The sequence below is a fragment of the Candidatus Mycobacterium wuenschmannii genome, assembly GCF_030252325.1.
GTDB lineage: Bacteria > Actinomycetota > Actinomycetes > Mycobacteriales > Mycobacteriaceae > Mycobacterium > Mycobacterium wuenschmannii.
The window spans coordinates 4,008,121-4,024,335 of record NZ_CP126981.1; the positions used below are offsets into that span (position 1 = coordinate 4,008,121).

General features: G+C 68.1%; 14 protein-coding genes. 9 read left to right on the top strand and 5 right to left on the bottom strand.

Features of this window, described 5'->3' with window-relative positions; all coding sequences use genetic code 11:
* Together PT015_RS19350 and trmB are read right to left on the bottom strand one after the other, a co-directional pair.
* Complete coding sequence (locus PT015_RS19350) at window positions 1–669, bottom strand: NYN domain-containing protein (protein WP_285186583.1); 669 nt, start codon at window positions 667–669, stop codon at window positions 1–3.
* A 1-nt stretch (window position 670) separates the two neighbouring features.
* Window positions 671–1,453, bottom strand: a complete 783-nt coding sequence (trmB, locus tag PT015_RS19355) for a tRNA (guanosine(46)-N7)-methyltransferase TrmB (RefSeq protein ID WP_285186584.1) — start codon at window positions 1,451–1,453, stop codon at window positions 671–673.
* 287 nt (window positions 1,454–1,740) lie between these two features.
* Between trmB and PT015_RS19360 the strand changes: the two genes are divergently transcribed.
* The 6 genes from PT015_RS19360 to PT015_RS19385 all read left to right on the top strand — a co-directional run bounded on the left by PT015_RS19360 (window position 1,741) and on the right by PT015_RS19385 (window position 10,034).
* Window positions 1,741–2,544, top strand: coding sequence for a hypothetical protein (locus tag PT015_RS19360; RefSeq protein ID WP_390887866.1), 804 nt, complete (start codon window positions 1,741–1,743; stop codon window positions 2,542–2,544).
* A complete protein-coding gene (locus PT015_RS19365; RefSeq protein WP_285186585.1) occupies window positions 2,541–4,106 on the top strand; it encodes an AAA family ATPase in 1,566 nt (521 codons plus the stop codon). Before PT015_RS19360 ends, PT015_RS19365 begins: the two co-directional genes overlap by 4 nt.
* 124 nt (window positions 4,107–4,230) lie before the next feature.
* Window positions 4,231–6,060, top strand: a complete 1,830-nt coding sequence (locus PT015_RS19370) for a phosphoenolpyruvate carboxykinase (GTP) (protein ID WP_285186586.1) — start codon at window positions 4,231–4,233, stop codon at window positions 6,058–6,060.
* Between the two features lie 207 nt (window positions 6,061–6,267).
* Entirely contained in the window at window positions 6,268–7,503 is a 1,236-nt protein-coding gene (locus PT015_RS19375) for a sodium:proton exchanger (protein WP_285186588.1), read from the top strand.
* 60 nt (window positions 7,504–7,563) lie between these two features.
* The gene (gene fadD4 / locus PT015_RS19380; RefSeq protein ID WP_285186589.1) at window positions 7,564–9,093 is read left to right on the top strand and encodes a fatty-acid--CoA ligase FadD4; all 1,530 of its coding nucleotides are present in this window, start codon (window positions 7,564–7,566) and stop codon (window positions 9,091–9,093) included.
* 2 nt (window positions 9,094–9,095) lie between these two features.
* On the top strand, window positions 9,096–10,034 hold the full coding sequence (locus tag PT015_RS19385) for an enoyl-CoA hydratase/isomerase family protein (protein WP_390888038.1): 939 nt from the start codon (window positions 9,096–9,098) through the stop codon (window positions 10,032–10,034).
* 70 nt (window positions 10,035–10,104) lie between these two features.
* Here the strand turns inward: PT015_RS19385 and PT015_RS19390 are convergent, their stop codons facing one another.
* Window positions 10,105–11,247 (bottom strand): acyl-CoA dehydrogenase family protein, encoded by a 1,143-nt coding sequence (locus PT015_RS19390; RefSeq protein ID WP_390887867.1) that lies wholly within the window; start codon window positions 11,245–11,247, stop codon window positions 10,105–10,107.
* A 14-nt stretch (window positions 11,248–11,261) separates the two neighbouring features.
* Here PT015_RS19390 and PT015_RS19395 point away from each other — a divergent pair, with 14 nt between their 5' ends.
* Genes PT015_RS19395 through PT015_RS19405 form a run of 3 tightly spaced genes read left to right on the top strand, consistent with a single transcriptional unit; the run spans window position 11,262 to window position 14,589 of the window.
* Complete coding sequence (locus PT015_RS19395; protein WP_285186590.1) at window positions 11,262–12,248, top strand: MaoC family dehydratase; 987 nt, start codon at window positions 11,262–11,264, stop codon at window positions 12,246–12,248.
* Window positions 12,248–13,303, top strand: a complete 1,056-nt coding sequence (locus PT015_RS19400; protein ID WP_285186591.1) for a CoA transferase — start codon at window positions 12,248–12,250, stop codon at window positions 13,301–13,303. Before PT015_RS19395 ends, PT015_RS19400 begins: the two co-directional genes overlap by 1 nt.
* Window positions 13,297–14,589 (top strand): amidohydrolase family protein, encoded by a 1,293-nt coding sequence (locus tag PT015_RS19405; protein ID WP_285186592.1) that lies wholly within the window; start codon window positions 13,297–13,299, stop codon window positions 14,587–14,589. Before PT015_RS19400 ends, PT015_RS19405 begins: the two co-directional genes overlap by 7 nt.
* On the opposite strand, the gene PT015_RS19410 is transcribed toward PT015_RS19405, so the two are convergent.
* Both PT015_RS19410 and PT015_RS19415 read right to left on the bottom strand, forming a co-directional pair.
* Window positions 14,590–15,039: a TetR/AcrR family transcriptional regulator gene (locus PT015_RS19410; RefSeq protein ID WP_285186593.1), complete on the bottom strand. Its 450-nt coding sequence runs from the start codon at window positions 15,037–15,039 to the stop codon at window positions 14,590–14,592. It abuts the gene before it with no gap.
* A 2-nt stretch (window positions 15,040–15,041) separates the two neighbouring features.
* The gene (locus PT015_RS19415) at window positions 15,042–16,202 is read right to left on the bottom strand and encodes an acyl-CoA dehydrogenase family protein (protein WP_285186594.1); all 1,161 of its coding nucleotides are present in this window, start codon (window positions 16,200–16,202) and stop codon (window positions 15,042–15,044) included.
* Window positions 16,203–16,215: the final 13 nt, after the last annotated feature.

Genomic DNA, 16,215 nt, shown 5'->3' on the forward strand with positions numbered 1-16,215 from the left:
TCAGACACGCGAGGTCAGCAACGAGGACAGTGGCCGGAACGGTTGCAGCCACGCCCCCTTGTCAGGCAGCGAATCGAGGCCGATCCGCGGCAGCGGCTCCCGGAAAACACCTGTTATGTCCTCCAGGTCGACAAATTCCAAGTTATCCGACGCTAGCGCCCAACTCGCATGTTCGCGAAATCCAAGCACCTGGACGGGTACCCCGCTGCGCGAGATTTCTTCAAGCGGAGTTCGGAACGCCTGTCCGTCGGCCGACGCCACCATCAGCGCGGCCAATCCTTCCTGGTAGCGCTCCGCGATGTGATCCAGCATGTCGCTATCGACGTCGCTGTCTTCGTCCAGCTTCGGCTTGGCGAACACCGCGAATCCGACGTTGCGCAGCGCGTCGACCCACGGCCGAACCACGTCGGCGCTACCTGCGGCGATGTTGGTGAACACCGTGGCCTCGGGCTCGGACGACACGTCGTCGTGCTGGGCGGACACCTCGGCGGTGCGGCCCAGCAGCCAGCGCCCGAGCGCGTCGAAGCGGGGGCGCTCCAGCGCGGTGGGCCGGCGGCCCAGGATCGATCCGAGGCCCATGTCCAGGTTGGGCGCATCCCAGACCAGAAGTACCCGGCGCGGGGCCGGGCCGGATTCGACCTGCGGGTCGACGGTTTCGGTGAGGCTCATGTCAGCGGCGCTCCCACAGAAATTCGGTGACGATGCTGCCTGCGACCTCGGCCTTGCCCTCGTACTTCGTGGTGGGGCGCACGGTCGAGACGGGCGCGCCGGCGCCGTCGTCCAGCCTGGTCAGCAGGGGCTCGGCGTCGCCCACCTCGGCGATCTGCTCGGCGTAGCCGGCATGGTCGGTCGCCGCGTGCAGCACCCCGCCGGTCCGCAGGCGGTCGGCGATCAGTGCGACGTTCTCGGGCTGCAGCAGTCGACGCTTGTGGTGGCGGGCCTTGGGCCACGGGTCGGGGAAGAACACCCGCACCCCGCTCAGCGAGCCCGGCGCGAGCAGGTACTCCAGCACGTCGACCGCGTCGCCGCGGATCAGCCGGATGTTGGTGACGCCCTCCCGGTCGATCCCGGACAGCAGCTGCGCCAGGCCGCGGCGGTAGACCTCGACGGCGATGACGTCGACGTCCGGCTCGTTCTGCGCCATAGCCAGGGTGGAAGTTCCTGTGCCACAGCCTATTTCAAGTGCCAGGGGCGCATCGCGGCCGAACCAGGCCTGGGTGTCCAGCGGCTCGGGTGGTGTCTCGTGATCCGCGACGGCGATGATGCCGATCTCGGGCCAGCGCCGCTCCCAGGTCCGCTGCTGCGCCGTCGACAGCTGTGAACGCCGCGTGCGGAAACTGGTGGTCCGGCGGTATCCGCTGACACCACGCTCCGCAGGCAGGGCGGTAGAAGGCGTCGGCGGTGTGGCCGCGTCCACCCAGGGCTGCGCGCGCATCCGTTCATGGTGACCCATGAACCCATCATGTCGCCGCCCGCGGGCCAGATTGATACCCAACAGTTGCCTTTTCCTGGTATCGAGTGACTCGCCTCACGGCAGCGCAGATGCCACCATTCGACGGACAAACCGGTGGTGCTGCGCGGTAATCGGCAGGTGTTCGGCCACAATGAGGGGTTAGCAGCACCTGCTACAGCGACATGAGCGGATAGGGGCATCCGATTTTCGTCGAAGAGCTGGAGCGGTTTGCGGCCGCGGTCTCCGACCCGCGCTGCGCCGCGATCGCCGGGCGACTCGTCACTCCGTTGTGCGCGGCCGTCACGGGCCGCCGCGGCGTCGGCCGCAGCACCGTCGCACGCGCGCTGGCGCGGGCCGGCGTCACCGTCACAGATTCCCCGACGACTGCCGACCTGACCGTTCGGGTGCTGGCCGACGCGGTCAAGCCCGAGGACCACGCCGCCATCGAGTCCGCGCAGCGGCCGACGCTCGTAGTTCTGAACAAGGCCGACCTGATCAAAACCTCCGCGGCGGGTCGCCACCCGAATACGCCGTCCACGGCGGCGCGGGGACGCTGCGCACAACTCGCCGCCCGTGCCGGCGTCGCCGTCGAGCCGCTGGCCGCGCTGCTCGCGGTTGCCGAGTTGGACGATTCCACGTGGTCGGCACTGCAGGGTGCCGACGGCGAGGTGGTCCCTGCGCTCGACATCGTCGGCACCCGCCAGGCCCGCGCCGCGATCCGCCGCGGGGCGTCCCGCGCCGACGTCGACGCCCTGCTGCGGGCCCTGAGCGGGATCGACGGGGTGGTCGACAAACTGTGTGCGCTTGGCGCGCAGCCGCGCTACCAGCGCGTCCTGGATGCGGTCGCCGAGTTGGAGACGATGGCCATCACCGATCGGCGCATCGGTGCATTCCTCTCTCATGACGACACGGTGATCGCCCGGATGGAAGACGCCATCGCCGCCGCCACGGCGGCCGGCATCGATGTCGATCGCGGCGACACGGCGACGCACCACCTGCGCCGCGCCGTGCACTGGCAGCGTCGGCCGTACGGCGTGGACATCGCCCGCGGCTCACTGCGGCTGTGGTCACGGGCCGGGGGATCGGTGTGAGCGGCAAGAAGGCGGTGGCCGAGGTCGACGCGATGGTCGCCGCGATCGCCCCGGAGTTGAGCAAACCCGCCATCGAGCGGGTCGACGCCATCCTGGTGACTGGGCCGTGGCTGGCCGGGGTGACCGGCGTCGTCGCCGCGCTCAACGACACGCTGCCCAAGCTGAAGTTCGTCGAGTCGGTCGACCTCGAAGCCGGTGCGGCGCCCAGCGTGGTGGTGTTCGTCGTCTCGGCCGCCGCCGCACTCACCGAATCGGACTGCCTGCTACTCGACGCCGCGACCGGGGAGACCGATGCGGTGATCGGTGTGGTGTCCAAGATCGACGTGCACCAGAACTGGAAAGAGGTGCTGGCCGGCAACCGCGAGGTGCTTGCCGCCCACGCCCCGCGCTACGCCGACGTGCAGTGGGTCGGCACGGCCGCCGCGCCGGAGGAGGGCAAGGCCCGCATCGACGACCTCGCCGAAGCGGTGTCCGAACACATGGCAAACTCCGACCTGCCCAAGCGAAACAGGTTGCGGGCGTGGAAGTCTCGGCTGGAGACGATCGCCGACCGCTACGACCGCGACGCCGACGGTGCGGGTCGGCGGGCGCGGGTCGAGACATTGCGCGAGCAGCGCAGCGAGATTCTGCGGCAGCGCCGTCTGGAGAAGTCCGAACGGACGATCGCGCTGCGCAGTCAGACCCAGCAGGCCAAGGTGCAGCTGTCCTACTTCGCCCGCAACCGCTGCGCGTCGGTGCGTTCGGAGCTACAGGAGGACGCCGCCGGGCTGAGCCGCGGCCAGCTGGCCGAGTTCGAGCCGCGGGCGACCGGCCGCCTCACCGATGTCATCGCCGAGGTGGACGAGGGCATCACGACACATCTGGCCGAGATGTCGAAGACTCTGGAGCTGACCGTTGACCAGCCGCCCGCCGCGGCACTGCCCACGGTCGACCTGCCCTCGCCGCAGCTGAAGTCCCGCACGCTGGAGACGAGGCTGATGATGCTGGTCGGTGCCGGCTTCGGATTGGGGGTGGCCCTCACGCTGAGCCGGCTGCTGGCCGACCTGACGCCGGGGTTGACGATCGCCGGGGCGGTCGCGTGCGCGGCGATCGGGCTCGCGCTCACCGTTTGGGTGGTGGGCATGCGGGGGCTGCTGCGCGACCGGGCGCTGCTGGACCGCTGGACCGGCGAGGCCACCGCGTTGGTGCAGTCCGCCGCGGAGCAGCAGGTGGCGACGCGGGTGCTGGCCGCCGAGTCGTCGCTCACCGCAGCGCTGAGCGAGCAGGACGAGGGCGAGAGCACCCGGGTGGCCGAACAGGTCAGCGTCATCGACACCGAACTGCGCGAGCACTCCGTGGTGGGGGCGCGCGCCGCGGCGCTGCGCGGCCAGGAGATGCCCACCCTGCAGGCCGCGCTCGCGGCGGTGCGCGCCGAGCTCGGCGAGCCGGAGCCGCCGGAAATCGAGGACGAAACACCGTCCGACGACGCGAGCGCGGAGTCCGAGGCCCCGGTGGGCGACGCCGAAGACGACGAGGACGTCGAGAAGAGTTCGCCGACCAATACCGCAGATAACGTGTTCTGAATCGTTCCTGTGAGTTATGCGATACGCTCCCGGCTTTTTCTGGGTATTCAGCTCGCGATAACCTGTGTGAAGGCCGCCGCAAACTAGCCGCGCACTACGCACACCGCGACTGCAGGAGATTTTGATGACTTCAGCGACCGTTCCTGGTCTGGATACTGCCCCGACGAATCATCAGGGCTTGCTGTCCTGGGTTGAGGAGGTCGCGGAGCTGACTCAACCGGACCGAGTGGTCTTCGCGGACGGGTCCGACGAAGAGTGGCAGCGGCTGGCCGACCAGCTCGTCGAGGCGGGCACCTTCACCAAGCTCAACGAGAAGAAGCACAAGAACTCGTACCTGGCGCTGTCGGACCCGTCCGACGTCGCGCGCGTCGAGTCGCGGACCTTCATCTGTTCCGAGCGTGAGGTCGACGCCGGTCCCACCAACAACTGGAAGCCGCCGGCCGAGATGCGGTCCACCATGACCGACCTGTACCGCGGCTGCATGCGCGGTCGCACCATGTGGGTCGTGCCGTTCTGCATGGGCCCCCTCGGGGCCGACGACCCCAAGCTCGGTGTGGAGATCACCGACTCCGAGTACGTCGTCGCCTCGATGAAGGTGATGACCCGGATGGGTAAGGCCGCGCTGGACAAGCTCGGCGACGACGGCTTCTTCGTGAAGGCGCTGCACTCGATCGGCGCCCCCCTCGAGCCCGGGCAGAAGGATGTCCCGTGGCCGTGCAATGACACGAAATACATCACGCACTTCCCCGAGACCCGCGAAATCTGGAGCTTCGGATCCGGTTACGGCGGAAATGCGCTGCTGGGCAAGAAGTGCTACTCGCTGCGCATCGCCTCCGCGATGGCTCACGACGAGGGCTGGCTCGCCGAGCACATGCTGATCCTCAAGTTGATCTCGCCGGAGAACAAGGCCTACTACTTCGCCGCGGCGTTCCCGTCGGCCTGTGGCAAGACCAACCTGGCGATGCTGCAGCCCACCATCCCGGGCTGGCGCGCCGAGACCCTCGGTGACGACATCGCCTGGATGCGCTTCGGCAAGGACGGCCGCCTCTACGCGGTCAACCCCGAGTTCGGTTTCTTCGGCGTCGCGCCGGGCACCAACTGGGACTCCAACCCGAACGCCATGAAGACCATCGAGGCCGGCAACACCGTCTTCACCAACGTCGCACTGACCGACGACGGCGATGTGTGGTGGGAAGGCCTGGAGGGCGAGCCCGACCACCTGATCGACTGGAAGGGCAACGACTGGAACCTCCGCGAGACGGAGACCAAGGCCGCGCACCCGAACTCGCGTTACTGCACCCCGATGTCGCAGTGCCCGATCCTCGCGCCGGAGTGGGACGACCCGCAGGGCGTGCCGATCTCGGGCATCCTGTTCGGCGCCCGCCGCAAGACCACGGTGCCGCTGGTGACCGAAGCCCGCGATTGGCAGCACGGCGTGTTCATGGGTGCGACCATGGGCAGCGAGCAGACCGCCGCCGCCGAGGGCAAGGTCGGTGACGTGCGCCGCGACCCGATGGCGATGCTGCCGTTCCTCGGCTACAACGTCGGCGACTACTTCCAGCACTGGATCGACCTGGGCAAGAACTCCGATGAGTCCAAGCTGCCGAAGGTGTTCTTCGTCAACTGGTTCCGTCGCGGCGAGGGCGGCAAGTTCCTCTGGCCGGGCTTCGGCGAGAACAGCCGCGTGCTGAAGTGGATCGTCGACCGCATCGAGCACCAGGCCGGCGGTCAGGAGACCCCGATCGGCGTGGTGCCCACCGCGGACGACCTCGACCTGAGCAAGCTGGACGTCGACGCGGCTGACGTCGAGCGCGCGCTGGCGGTCAACGCCGACGAGTGGCGCCAGGAACTGCCCCTGATCGAGGAGTGGTTCGAGTTCGTCGGCGACAAGCTGCCGACCGGTGTCCGCGACGAGTTCGAGGCACTCAAGCAGCGTCTGGCCGAGTCCGACTAAGGCGATATCCTTGCCACGGCAGGGTTGCCACAATTGGAGTATCGGCTCACCGAAATCTCGAATGCGACCCTGCTGAGCAGCGAATTTGATCTGTACGCCGGATTCATTCGGTAGCCAGGCTATGTTGCTGGATGGGTTGCGGGCGGGTAGTTTGGCGGCGTGACACCAACCGCGTGCGCTGTAACGCAGTCGGGGACTCGGCCGCATATGTTGTTCCGTCCGCTGGCCGTTGTCGGCGTCGTGATCCTGCCCGCGCTGGTCCTGCGCGCACTCGGCATCCAGCTCGATCCGGTTGTCGGCCTGATCGCCTACGGCGCCGCCGTCGTGGGCGCCAGCTTCGTGCTGGCCTGGGCGGCCGAGGCTGCTCAAGTTGACGTGTCGGGCAGCCTGGCCGTTGCCGTGCTGGCCGTCATCGCGGTGCTTCCCGAATACGCGGTCGACCTCTACTACGCCTATACCGCCGGCCACCTGCCCGAGTACACGCAGTACGCGGCGGCGAACATGACCGGCTCGAACCGGCTGCTGATGGGCCTGGGCTGGCCGGTCGTCGTCCTGGTCAGTGTCCTAGTCGCCCGGCGGGCGTCCGGCCGCAAGCTGGACGGTCTCGAGCTCGAACCCGGTAACCGGGTGGAGATCGGCTTCCTGATGATCGCCGGTGTGGCCGCTTTCGTGATTCCCGCCAGCGGTCGCATCCACATCGGCTTCGGGGTGGCACTGCTGGGCTGGTTCGGTTACTACCTGTACAAGCTGAGCCGCGGCGACGTCGAGGAACCCGAATTGATCGGCACCGCAGCGGCTTTGGGTGCGTTACCGGACCGGGTGCGCCGCATCGCGGTCGCTACGCTTTTCATTTTCGCTGCGTCGGTGATCCTGGTCTGCGCAAAGCCGTTCGCCGACAACCTGATCGGCGCGGGAACGCAGTTGGGCATCGACCGGTTCCTACTGGTCCAGTGGCTGGCTCCGTTGGCGTCGGAGGCGCCGGAGTTCATCATCGCAACGATCTTCGCGTCCCGCGGCAAGGGTGATATCGCCATCGCGACGCTGATCTCGGCGAAGGTCAATCAATGGACGCTGCTGATCGGGTCGTTGCCGGTGGCGTTCATGCTCGGCGGCGGAGGTGCCGCCATGCAGGTGGACGGTCGTCAGGTCGAGGAGATCGTGCTGACCGCGGCGCAGACGCTGATGGGGGTGACGCTGCTGCTCGGCCTGCGCTTCCAGCGCTGGACCGCGTGGGCGCTGCTCGGGTTGTTCGTCGTGCAGTTCCCGTTGACCTCGACCGGGGGGCGCCTGGCGCTCAGCGGGGTCTACGCGGTGATCGCGCTCGCGGCCCTGATCCGCTATCGCCGCGAGTTGCCGGTCGTCCTGTCCGCGCCGTTCGCCGGCCGCGCAATACGGCACGGTGGCCTTCCGCACCCGCAGCCCGAACCCGCGCATTTGTCGTAGCCGAGCGGGCTCAGCCGCCCTCTTGACAGCTGTCAAGTTTTGCGGCGGTACAGTCTGCCCATGCAGATTCGCGAGCACACCTCCGGTCAGGGTGGTGCCAACAAACCCGCCATCATTCTTCACCCGTCCGGCACGGTCATCTCCTTCGACGAACTGGAGGCCCGCGCCAATCGGCTCGCGCATCACTTCCGGCAGGCGGGGCTCGTCGAGGGCGATGCCGTTGCGATCCTGATGGAGAACAACGAGCACATCCACGCAGTCATGTGGGCGGCCCGGCGCGCCGGCCTGTACTACGTGCCGATCAACACGCACCTCACCGCGCCCGAGGCGGCGTACATCATCGACAACAGCGCCGCCAAGGCGATCGTCGGATCGGCCGCGCTGCGCAAGACCTGTGAGAACCTCGCCGAGCATCTGCCGCACGGCCTGCCGAAGCTGCTGTTGATCTCCGACGACGACCTCGACGGCTGGCAGCGCTACCCCGAATGCGTTGCCAATCAACCGGATACGCCGATTGACGACGAAATCGAAGGCGATCTGCTGCAGTACTCGTCGGGCACCACCGGCCGGCCGAAAGGCATCAAACGGGCGCTGCCGCACGTGAGCCCCGCCGAAGCCCCGGGCATGATGTCAGCGCTGGTCGGATTCTGGATGCACCCCGAGACGGTGTACCTGAGCCCGGCGCCGCTGTACCACACGGCGCCGTCGGTGTGGTCGATGACGGTGCAGGCCGGCGGCATCACGACGGTGGTGCTGGAGAAGTTCGACCCGGAAGGTTGCCTGGACGCCATCCAGCGGCACAAGGTCACGCACGGCCAGTTCGTGCCGGTGATGTTCACCCGAATGCTGAAACTGCCTGAGGCGAAGCGTAATTCGTACGACCTGTCCAGCCTGGAGCGGGTGATGCACGCGGCCGCGCCCTGCCCGGTGGAGATCAAGAAGCAGATGATCGACTGGTGGGGCCCGATCGTCGACGAGTACTACGCCTCCTCCGAAGCCATCGGGTCGACGTTGATCAGTGCCGACGAGTGGCTGGCCCACCCCGGCTCGGTGGGCAAGCCGATGATGTGTCAGCTGCACATCCTCGACGAGAACGGCAACGAGTTGCCACCCGGCGAGGCCGGCGAGATCTACTTCGAGGGCGGCTTCACCTTCGAGTACCTCAACGACTCGGAGAAGACGGCGGCATCCCGCGACACCCACGGCTGGACCACGGTCGGCGACGTGGGCTACGTCGACGAGGACGGCTACCTGTACTTGACCGACCGTCGTCACCACATGATCATCTCGGGCGGCGTGAACATCTACCCCCAGGAAGCCGAGAATCTGCTCGTCACCCACCCGAAGGTGTTGGACGCAGCGGTGTTTGGCATTCCGGACGAGGAGATGGGCCAGAGCGTCAAGGCGGCGGTGCAGACCGTCGACCCAGCCGACGCGACCGAGGAGTTCGGCGCCGAGTTGACCGCGTGGCTGCGTGAGCGGCTCGCGCACTACAAATGCCCGAAGTCGATCTCGTTCGAGGCGCAGCTGCCGCGGACCGACACCGGCAAGATGTTCAAACACGAACTGATCAAGAAGTATTCGGTGTGACGCTGCGCGTCGTCGACGTCTCGGAGTCCGACTGCGAAGTTGACGCAGCCCTCCTGGGCGTTCCGATCGTCGCTGTCGGCCCGCTTGCCGACGCGTCCGAATTCTGGCTCGAGCGAGCCACTTTCACGCTCACCGAGGACACGTCGGATGACCGCCGGGTCGTGACGGTCGGTTCGCTCGACGTGGCTGTCGCCGATCTGATCGAGCGCGTGCAGCGCTGGTCGATTGCGGCCGCGATATGTGACGACGTGCTTCGCGCCGTGGACCCGGACGGCTCGGCCCTGCCCGGCGTGGTGACTGAGTCGCTGGCCTACTCGACGCTGCAGGCCGGCCCGGAGTTCGCCGCCTGGCTGGCCGACCGCGGCCCGGTGGCGATGCCGGATATCCCCGACCCGGTGCAGGCACGCCGCGACGGCGATACCCTGCACATCGCGTTCAACCGGCCGAGCCGTCACAACGCGTTCTCCACCGACGCCCGGGCCGCACTGCTCGAGGCTTTGGCTGTGGCACAACTGGATTCGTCGGTCGACGAGGTCGTGCTGACCGGTAACGGGCCGTCGTTCTGCAGCGGGGGAGACCTCGACGAGTTCGGCACGTTCACCGACCCGGCCGGCGCGCATCTGGCCCGCACCCGCTACAGCCCCGCGCTGGCGCTCGACGCCGTGACCGCCCGACTCGGCGCCGCGTGCCGCGCTGAGGTGCACGGTCAGGTGATCGGCAGCGGCCTGGAGATGGCAGCATTCTGTGGCCGCGTCGAGGCGGCCCCTGATTCCGTGTTCGGGCTACCCGAACTAAGCCTAGGTCTGATCCCCGGCGCCGGGGGGACGGTCAGCGTTACGCGACGGATAGGCCGTTGGCGCACAGCATATCTGGTGCTGAGCGGCCAGAAGCTCAACGCTGCGGCAGCGCTGGCCTGGGGCCTCGTCGACGCGGTCCGCTAGAGCCCGCGAAACTGAAGCCACGGCTGCGATCCGGCCGAAATTACGACCCAGGCTTCTATTTCGCGACCGTCTAGAGCCCGCCGCGGGAAACCAGCTGCGCCGCAATCACGTTGCGCTGGATCTCGTTGGTGCCCTCGCCGACGATCATCAGCGGGGCATCGCGGAAGTAGCGCTCGACGTCGTATTCGGTGGAATAGCCGTAGCCGCCGTGGATCCGGACCGCATTCAAAGCGATTTCCATCGCCACCTCGGAGGCGAACAGCTTGGCCATCCCGGCCTCCATGTCGCAGCGCTCACCTAGGTCGTATTTCTCGGCGGCGTAGCGGGTCAACTGGCGGGCGGCGGTCAGCTTGGTTGCCATGTCGGCCAGATAGTTGCCGACCGACTGATGCTTCCAGATCGGCTGCCCGAAGCTCTCGCGCTGCTGCGCATAGGCCAGCGCATCATCGAGAGCGGCCGTCGCCACTCCCAGCGCCCGCGAGGCCACCTGAATGCGGCCCGTCTCAAGGCCTTTCATCATCTGCGAGAAGCCCTTGCCCGCATCGCCGCCCAGGATCGCCGAGTGCGGCGCCCGATAGCCGTCGAACGAGAGCTCGCAACTCTCCACGCCCTTGTAGCCCAACTTGGGCAGGTCGCGCGACACCGTCAGCCCCGGCCCGTGCTCGACCAGCAGCACCGAGATGCCGGCGTGCCGCGGCTGCGCGGCCGGATCGGTCTTACAGAGCAGCGCGATCAGCCCGGACCGGCGGGCGTTCGAGATCCAGGTCTTGGCGCCGTTGACGACGAGATCCTCGCCGTCAGAAAGCGCCGTCGTCGACATGGCCTGCAGGTCGCTACCGCCGCCCGGCTCGGTCAGGGCCATCGTCGCCCGCATCTCGCCGGTCGCCATCGGCGGCAGGTAACGCTGCTTCTGCTCGTCGGTGCCGAACAACGTCAGCAGCTTGGCCACCACCGTATGGCCGCCCATCGCGCCGGCCAGGCTCATCCAGCCGCGGGCCAACTCCTGCGTCACCAGCGCGTAGCACCACATCGAGACCGGGGTGCCGCCGTACTCCTCGGGCACGGCCAGGCCGTAGATGCCGATGCGCTTCATCTGCTCGATCCACGCTTCGGGATACTCTCCTGCATGCTCGACTTCGCGCACCGTGGGCCGGACCTGTTTATCGACGAACTCGCGCACCGTCGCGACCAGCATTGTCTCGTCGTCGTTCACATGGCCATGCTGGCATGGTGACCGGCCCGTATTTCGATCAGGTGCACACCGGCCAGGTCTTCACCGGGGCGCCGTCGATGACGCTGACGCCGGGGCTGGCCGCGGTGCACCAGAGCATCCTCGGTGACCGCCTGCGCCTGCCCCTGGACGCCGAGCTGTCCGCCGCGGTGACGGGCGTGCCCGGGACGCTGGCGCACCCGGGTCTGGTCTGCGACGTCGCGATCGGCCAGTCGACGCTGGCCACCCAGCACGTCAAGGCCAACCTGTTCTACCGCGGGCTGACGTTTTTCCGGTTCCCCGCGATCGGCGACACCCTGTTCACCCGCACCGAGATCGTGGGGTTGAAAAAGAACTCGGCGAAGCCGGACCGTGCGCCGAACGGGCTGATGGCACTGCGGATCACCACCATCGACCAGGCCGACCGGCTGATCCTCGACTTCTACCGGTGCGCGATGCTACCGCTGAGCGCCGACGCCGATCCCGACGGCTCAAACCACGCCGACGACCTGTCGAAGATCGGTGCCGATCTCGCGCCACCACCGTCGGCCGCGGCGCAGTGGAACGGCGGCGCATTCCGGCAGCGGGTCACCGGCCCACACTTCGACCCGGCCGTGGCCGGGCAGGTGTTACACAGCAGCGCCGACGTCGTCACCTCCGCGCCCGAGTTGGCCCGCCTGACCTTGAATCTGGCTGGTGTGCATCATGATTCACGACTGGGCGGACGCCGGCTGGTCTACGGCGGCCACACCATCGGGTTGGCGCTGGCTCAGGCCAGCAAGCTAATGCCGAACCTGGCGACCGTGCTGGGCTGGACGTCGTGCGACCACACCGCACCGGTGTACGAGGGTGACACTCTCTACAGCGAACTGCACATCGAGTCCGCCGAGCAAGTCGACGACGGCGGCGTCCTCGGATTACGTTCGCTGGTATACGCATTCGGCGACAACCCCGACGAGCCGCGCCAGGTCCTGGACTGGCGTTTCACCGCGCTGCAGTTCTGATGCTGGACGAAGCCCGCCGCGTGGCCGCCGAGATCGGCGGACTGCTCGGGGTGGCCGTCGACGCGGACACGGTATTGGCCGGCCGTGCGGCGATCCTCAATCTGCCTCAGCCGGGGTTGGTTTCAGCCGGTGGCGCCACCCGGTTACTGCCGACAGCCGACGAGTGGTGCGCGATCGCACTGCCGCGCGACGATGACGTCGCCGCTCTGCCCGCGCTGATCGAGGTCGATGCCGTCACCGAACCGTGGGATGCGCTAGCGGCTTGGGCCGCAACACATTCGGCTGCAGAAGTCGCCAAGCGTGCCCAGTTGCTCGATATCGCCACCGCGGTTTTGGGTGAGGCCACCGCCGGTGCGCCGGCCATCCGAACGTGCGGCGCCGGCGTGAGCCCGCGACCTCTCGACCGGCTGCTGGTGGCGGACCTGTCGTCGTTGTGGGCGGGGCCGTTGTGCGGACAGCTCCTCGCCCGCGCCGGCGCGACCGTCGTCAAGGTCGAGAGCCCGCGGCGCCCGGACGGCACCCGCCGCGGCGATCCGGCGTTCTTCGACTGGATGAACGCCCGAAAGCTCTCCTACGCAGTCGACTTCGACTCCGAACGACTGCGGGCGCTGCTCGGCGTCGCCGACATCGTCATCGAAGGGTCTCGTCCGGCTGCCCTGCAGCGACGCAAACTCGACGCCGACAGTGTGGCCGGCCGCCCCGGCCGAATCTGGGTGCGCATCAACGGCTATCGCGACCAACCCGACCGCGCCGCATTCGGAGACGACGCCGCGGTCGCCGGCGGATTGGTCGGCGGCGGCCTCGGCGGGCCGGTGTTCTTCGGCGACGCGATCGCCGACCCGCTCAGCGGGCTCGAAGCCGCGTGGGCGATCGGGGAGTCGCTGCACCGCGGCGGCGGCGAGGTGATCGATGTGGCGATGGCCCAGGTGGCGGCCCGGTACGCGGCCTTCCCGCGCACCGAAATTCCGAAGGCCGCGCGGCCTGCCACGACACCCGCATCGCCGCTGGGTGCGGACAACGCTGCCGTCGACCGCTTGGTGGCCGAAAGATGCTGATACAGCGCGCGGTAACGCTGGATGGCGCGTCGGTCGACATTCGCGTCGGCGAGCGGATCGACGAGATCGCCGAAAGCCTGACCCCCCAACCCGGCGAGGACGTCCTCGACGCCGCCGGCGGAACCGTGCTGCCCGGCCTGCACGACCACCACGTGCACCTGTATTCGGCGGCCGCGGCGGCGACCTCGATCCGGGTCGGCCCGCCACATGTGCACGACCGGGCCGGGCTGGCTGCCGCGCTCGCGGAGGCCGAGCCCGGCGAGGACGGCTGGATCCGCGCGGTGGCCTATCACGACTCGGTCGCCGGCGCCCTCGACCGCGATGCCCTGGACGCCATCGCGCCGTCGACACCGCTACGCGTGCAACATCGCAGCGGTGTGCTGTGGATGCTCAACTCGGCCGGCCTGCACCGCGTCGGCCTGCCCGACCATCCCGACGGCCGACTGCGCAGCACGGACTCCTGGGCCGAGGCGCTGGGGCGTAACGAAGCAAGCCTGGCCGACCTCAGTGGACGGCTGGCCCGCTACGGCGTCACCGGAATCACCGACGCCACACCGGATCTCGCGATCGCCGACGTCGTGCAGCTGACGGAGCTGCACCGTCGCGGCGAACTACGTCAGCGCGTGCACTGTCTGGCGCCCGGCAAGCGGATCCTGCACGACGACGACCTCGACCTCGACCAGCTCACGGCCTGGATCGCCGACAAGCATCGCGATGACCACCCCGTCGCGATCCACTGCGTCACCGCCGCCCAGCTACTGGTCACGATCGCCGCGCTGCGCGATGCGGGCCGGCACCCCGGCGACCGCATCGAGCACGCCGCCGTCGTGCCACCCGACAGCCTGTCCGATCTGGCCGATCTCGGCGTCACCGTGGTGACCCAGCCGAATTTCGTTGCCGAGCGCGGTGATCAGTATCTCGACGAGGTGCCCCTCGACGAACACGCCCAGCTCTGGCGCGTCGCGTCGCTCATCGCCGCGGGCATCCCGGTCGCACTCTCCACCGACATGCCGTTCGGCGACGGTGACCCCTGGGCAGCGATGCGCGCGGCCGTGCGCCGCGCCGCGCCCAGCGGAGCCGTGCTCAACGCCACCGAATGTGTCTCGGCGGCAACGGCTTTGACGATGTTCTTCGGCCACCCCGAAGCCCCCACCCGCGCCCGCCGGATCGCGCCCGGCGAGCCCGCGGACCTCTGCGTACTCAGCGTGACGCCCGAGAACGCGCTGGCCGAACTGGATTCCGGCATGGTCGCCGCAACCATCGTCGGCGGCGAGATCGCCGACTGATCAGGAGATCTCACCGATTAGGTAGCGCTGCAAAGTGGGTGCGACGGCATTCACGACGGTGTCGACGTCCATCGAATGAATTGGCTCGACCTTTACCCCGTACCGCATGATGCCCAGACCAACCACGGCCGATGCGCACAGCGAGGCACGAAACGTGATCTGGTCGGCACCCAACGCCTTCAGCAGTGGGTTGAAGACCGGGCCGATGAACAGGCCCTGCGCGATGTCAACGGTCTTGGCCAGTCCCGCGGTGGCGATCGCACTGGCCGCGAATGGGCCGCCGCCGGTGGTATCCCAGGTGGTGATAAGCATGTGCAGAGTCCGCCGGCCGGCCTGGTCGACACCGCCGCGGACGATTTTGTCGATGAAATCTCTCGTGCCGAAAGGCAGGTGCAGCTTGCGTGCCACCGGATCCACAATCTTTCGGAACGGATTCTCGTAGGCGGCCATGATCAGTGCGGCAGCTCGCGGAAGGCCGTGTTCTTGTACGGCTCAGGCTCTTTCGGTAGTCCGAGCACCCGCTCGCCGACGATGTTGCGCTGAATCTGGTCGGTGCCGCCACCGATCGAGGTGAAGTAGGCGTTCAGGGTTCGGAACGTCACCGCGTCACCGACCGGATTGTCCGGACCGGCCAACATCGCTTCGGCGCCGACGATCTCGGTCTCGACGCGCGCCGTCTCGTGCAGGATCCGCGACATCGCGATCTTGCCCAGCGCCATCAGCGTCGCCGACTCGACCCGGTCGGTCGCGGCCTTCGACCGCTGGGTGTTCCACCGGTTCACGGTCGCCAGCGCGTCGACCCGGGCGATCTGCTGTCGGATGTACGGGTCGTCGAGTCGGCCGGCGTCACGCGCCAATTCGACTAGCAGATGGCCCTTTTCGCCGCGCGGGCGCTTCGCGTCCTTCGCGGTCCGCGCGATGTCGGCCATGAACCGTCGCTCGTAGGCGAGCGCGGTGTTCAGCACCGACCATCCGGCGTTCAACTCGCCGACCAGATTTCCCGCGGGAACCCGGGCGTCTTCGATGAAGACCTCGTTGAACTCCGACTCGCCGGTGATCTGATGGATCGGTCGCACCTCGACCCCGGGTTGCTTCATCGGCAGCATGAAGAAGCTGATGCCCTGATGCTTCGGCACCGTCCAGTCGGTGCGGGCCACCAACATTCCGTAGTCCGCGGTCTTGGCGAATGACGTCCACACCTTCTGCCCGTTGATCACCCACTCGTCGCCGTCACGCTCGGCCCGGGTGCGCAGTCCGGCGAGGTCCGAGCCGGCGCCGGGTTCGCTGTACAGCAGGCACCACTTGCTCTCGCCACGGATCGACGGCGGGATAAGCCGCTGCTTCTGCTCGTCGGTGCCGAGTTCATGCAGCGTGCAGGCGAACAGGTTGCCGCGATCATGCCCGCAGCCGTGCGCACCGACGGCGGCGAATTCCGCCGCCACCAGCCGGGATTGGCTGTCGGTGAGGCCCCGGCCGTAGAAGTCCGGCTCCCAGCTCGGCGTCGCCCAGCCGGCCTCGACCACGATGTGGGCCCAGCTACCGCGATCGATATCGGGATTCCAGTTGTCCGCCAACCACTTTCGGACTTCGGTGCGTAGCTCGTCGTCAGTCATTGCGCCGCTCCTC

Excerpts from the sequence above, each read along its gene's own strand:
- PT015_RS19405 (WP_285186592.1), top strand. The coding sequence starts at position 13,297 with ATGCTGATACAGCGCGCGGTAACGCTGGATGGCGCGTCGGTCGACATT.
- PT015_RS19415 (WP_285186594.1), bottom strand. The coding sequence starts at position 16,202 with ATGACTGACGACGAGCTACGCACCGAAGTCCGAAAGTGGTTGGCGGAC.
- PT015_RS19350 (WP_285186583.1), bottom strand. The coding sequence starts at position 669 with ATGAGCCTCACCGAAACCGTCGACCCGCAGGTCGAATCCGGCCCGGCC.
- PT015_RS19370 (WP_285186586.1), top strand. The coding sequence starts at position 4,231 with ATGACTTCAGCGACCGTTCCTGGTCTGGATACTGCCCCGACGAATCAT.
- trmB (WP_285186584.1), bottom strand. The coding sequence starts at position 1,453 with ATGGGTCACCATGAACGGATGCGCGCGCAGCCCTGGGTGGACGCGGCC.
- fadD4 (WP_285186589.1), top strand. The coding sequence starts at position 7,564 with ATGCAGATTCGCGAGCACACCTCCGGTCAGGGTGGTGCCAACAAACCC.
- PT015_RS19410 (WP_285186593.1), bottom strand. The coding sequence starts at position 15,039 with ATGGCCGCCTACGAGAATCCGTTCCGAAAGATTGTGGATCCGGTGGCA.
- PT015_RS19400 (WP_285186591.1), top strand. The coding sequence starts at position 12,248 with ATGCTGGACGAAGCCCGCCGCGTGGCCGCCGAGATCGGCGGACTGCTC.
- PT015_RS19395 (WP_285186590.1), top strand. The coding sequence starts at position 11,262 with ATGGTGACCGGCCCGTATTTCGATCAGGTGCACACCGGCCAGGTCTTC.
- PT015_RS19375 (WP_285186588.1), top strand. The coding sequence starts at position 6,268 with ATGTTGTTCCGTCCGCTGGCCGTTGTCGGCGTCGTGATCCTGCCCGCG.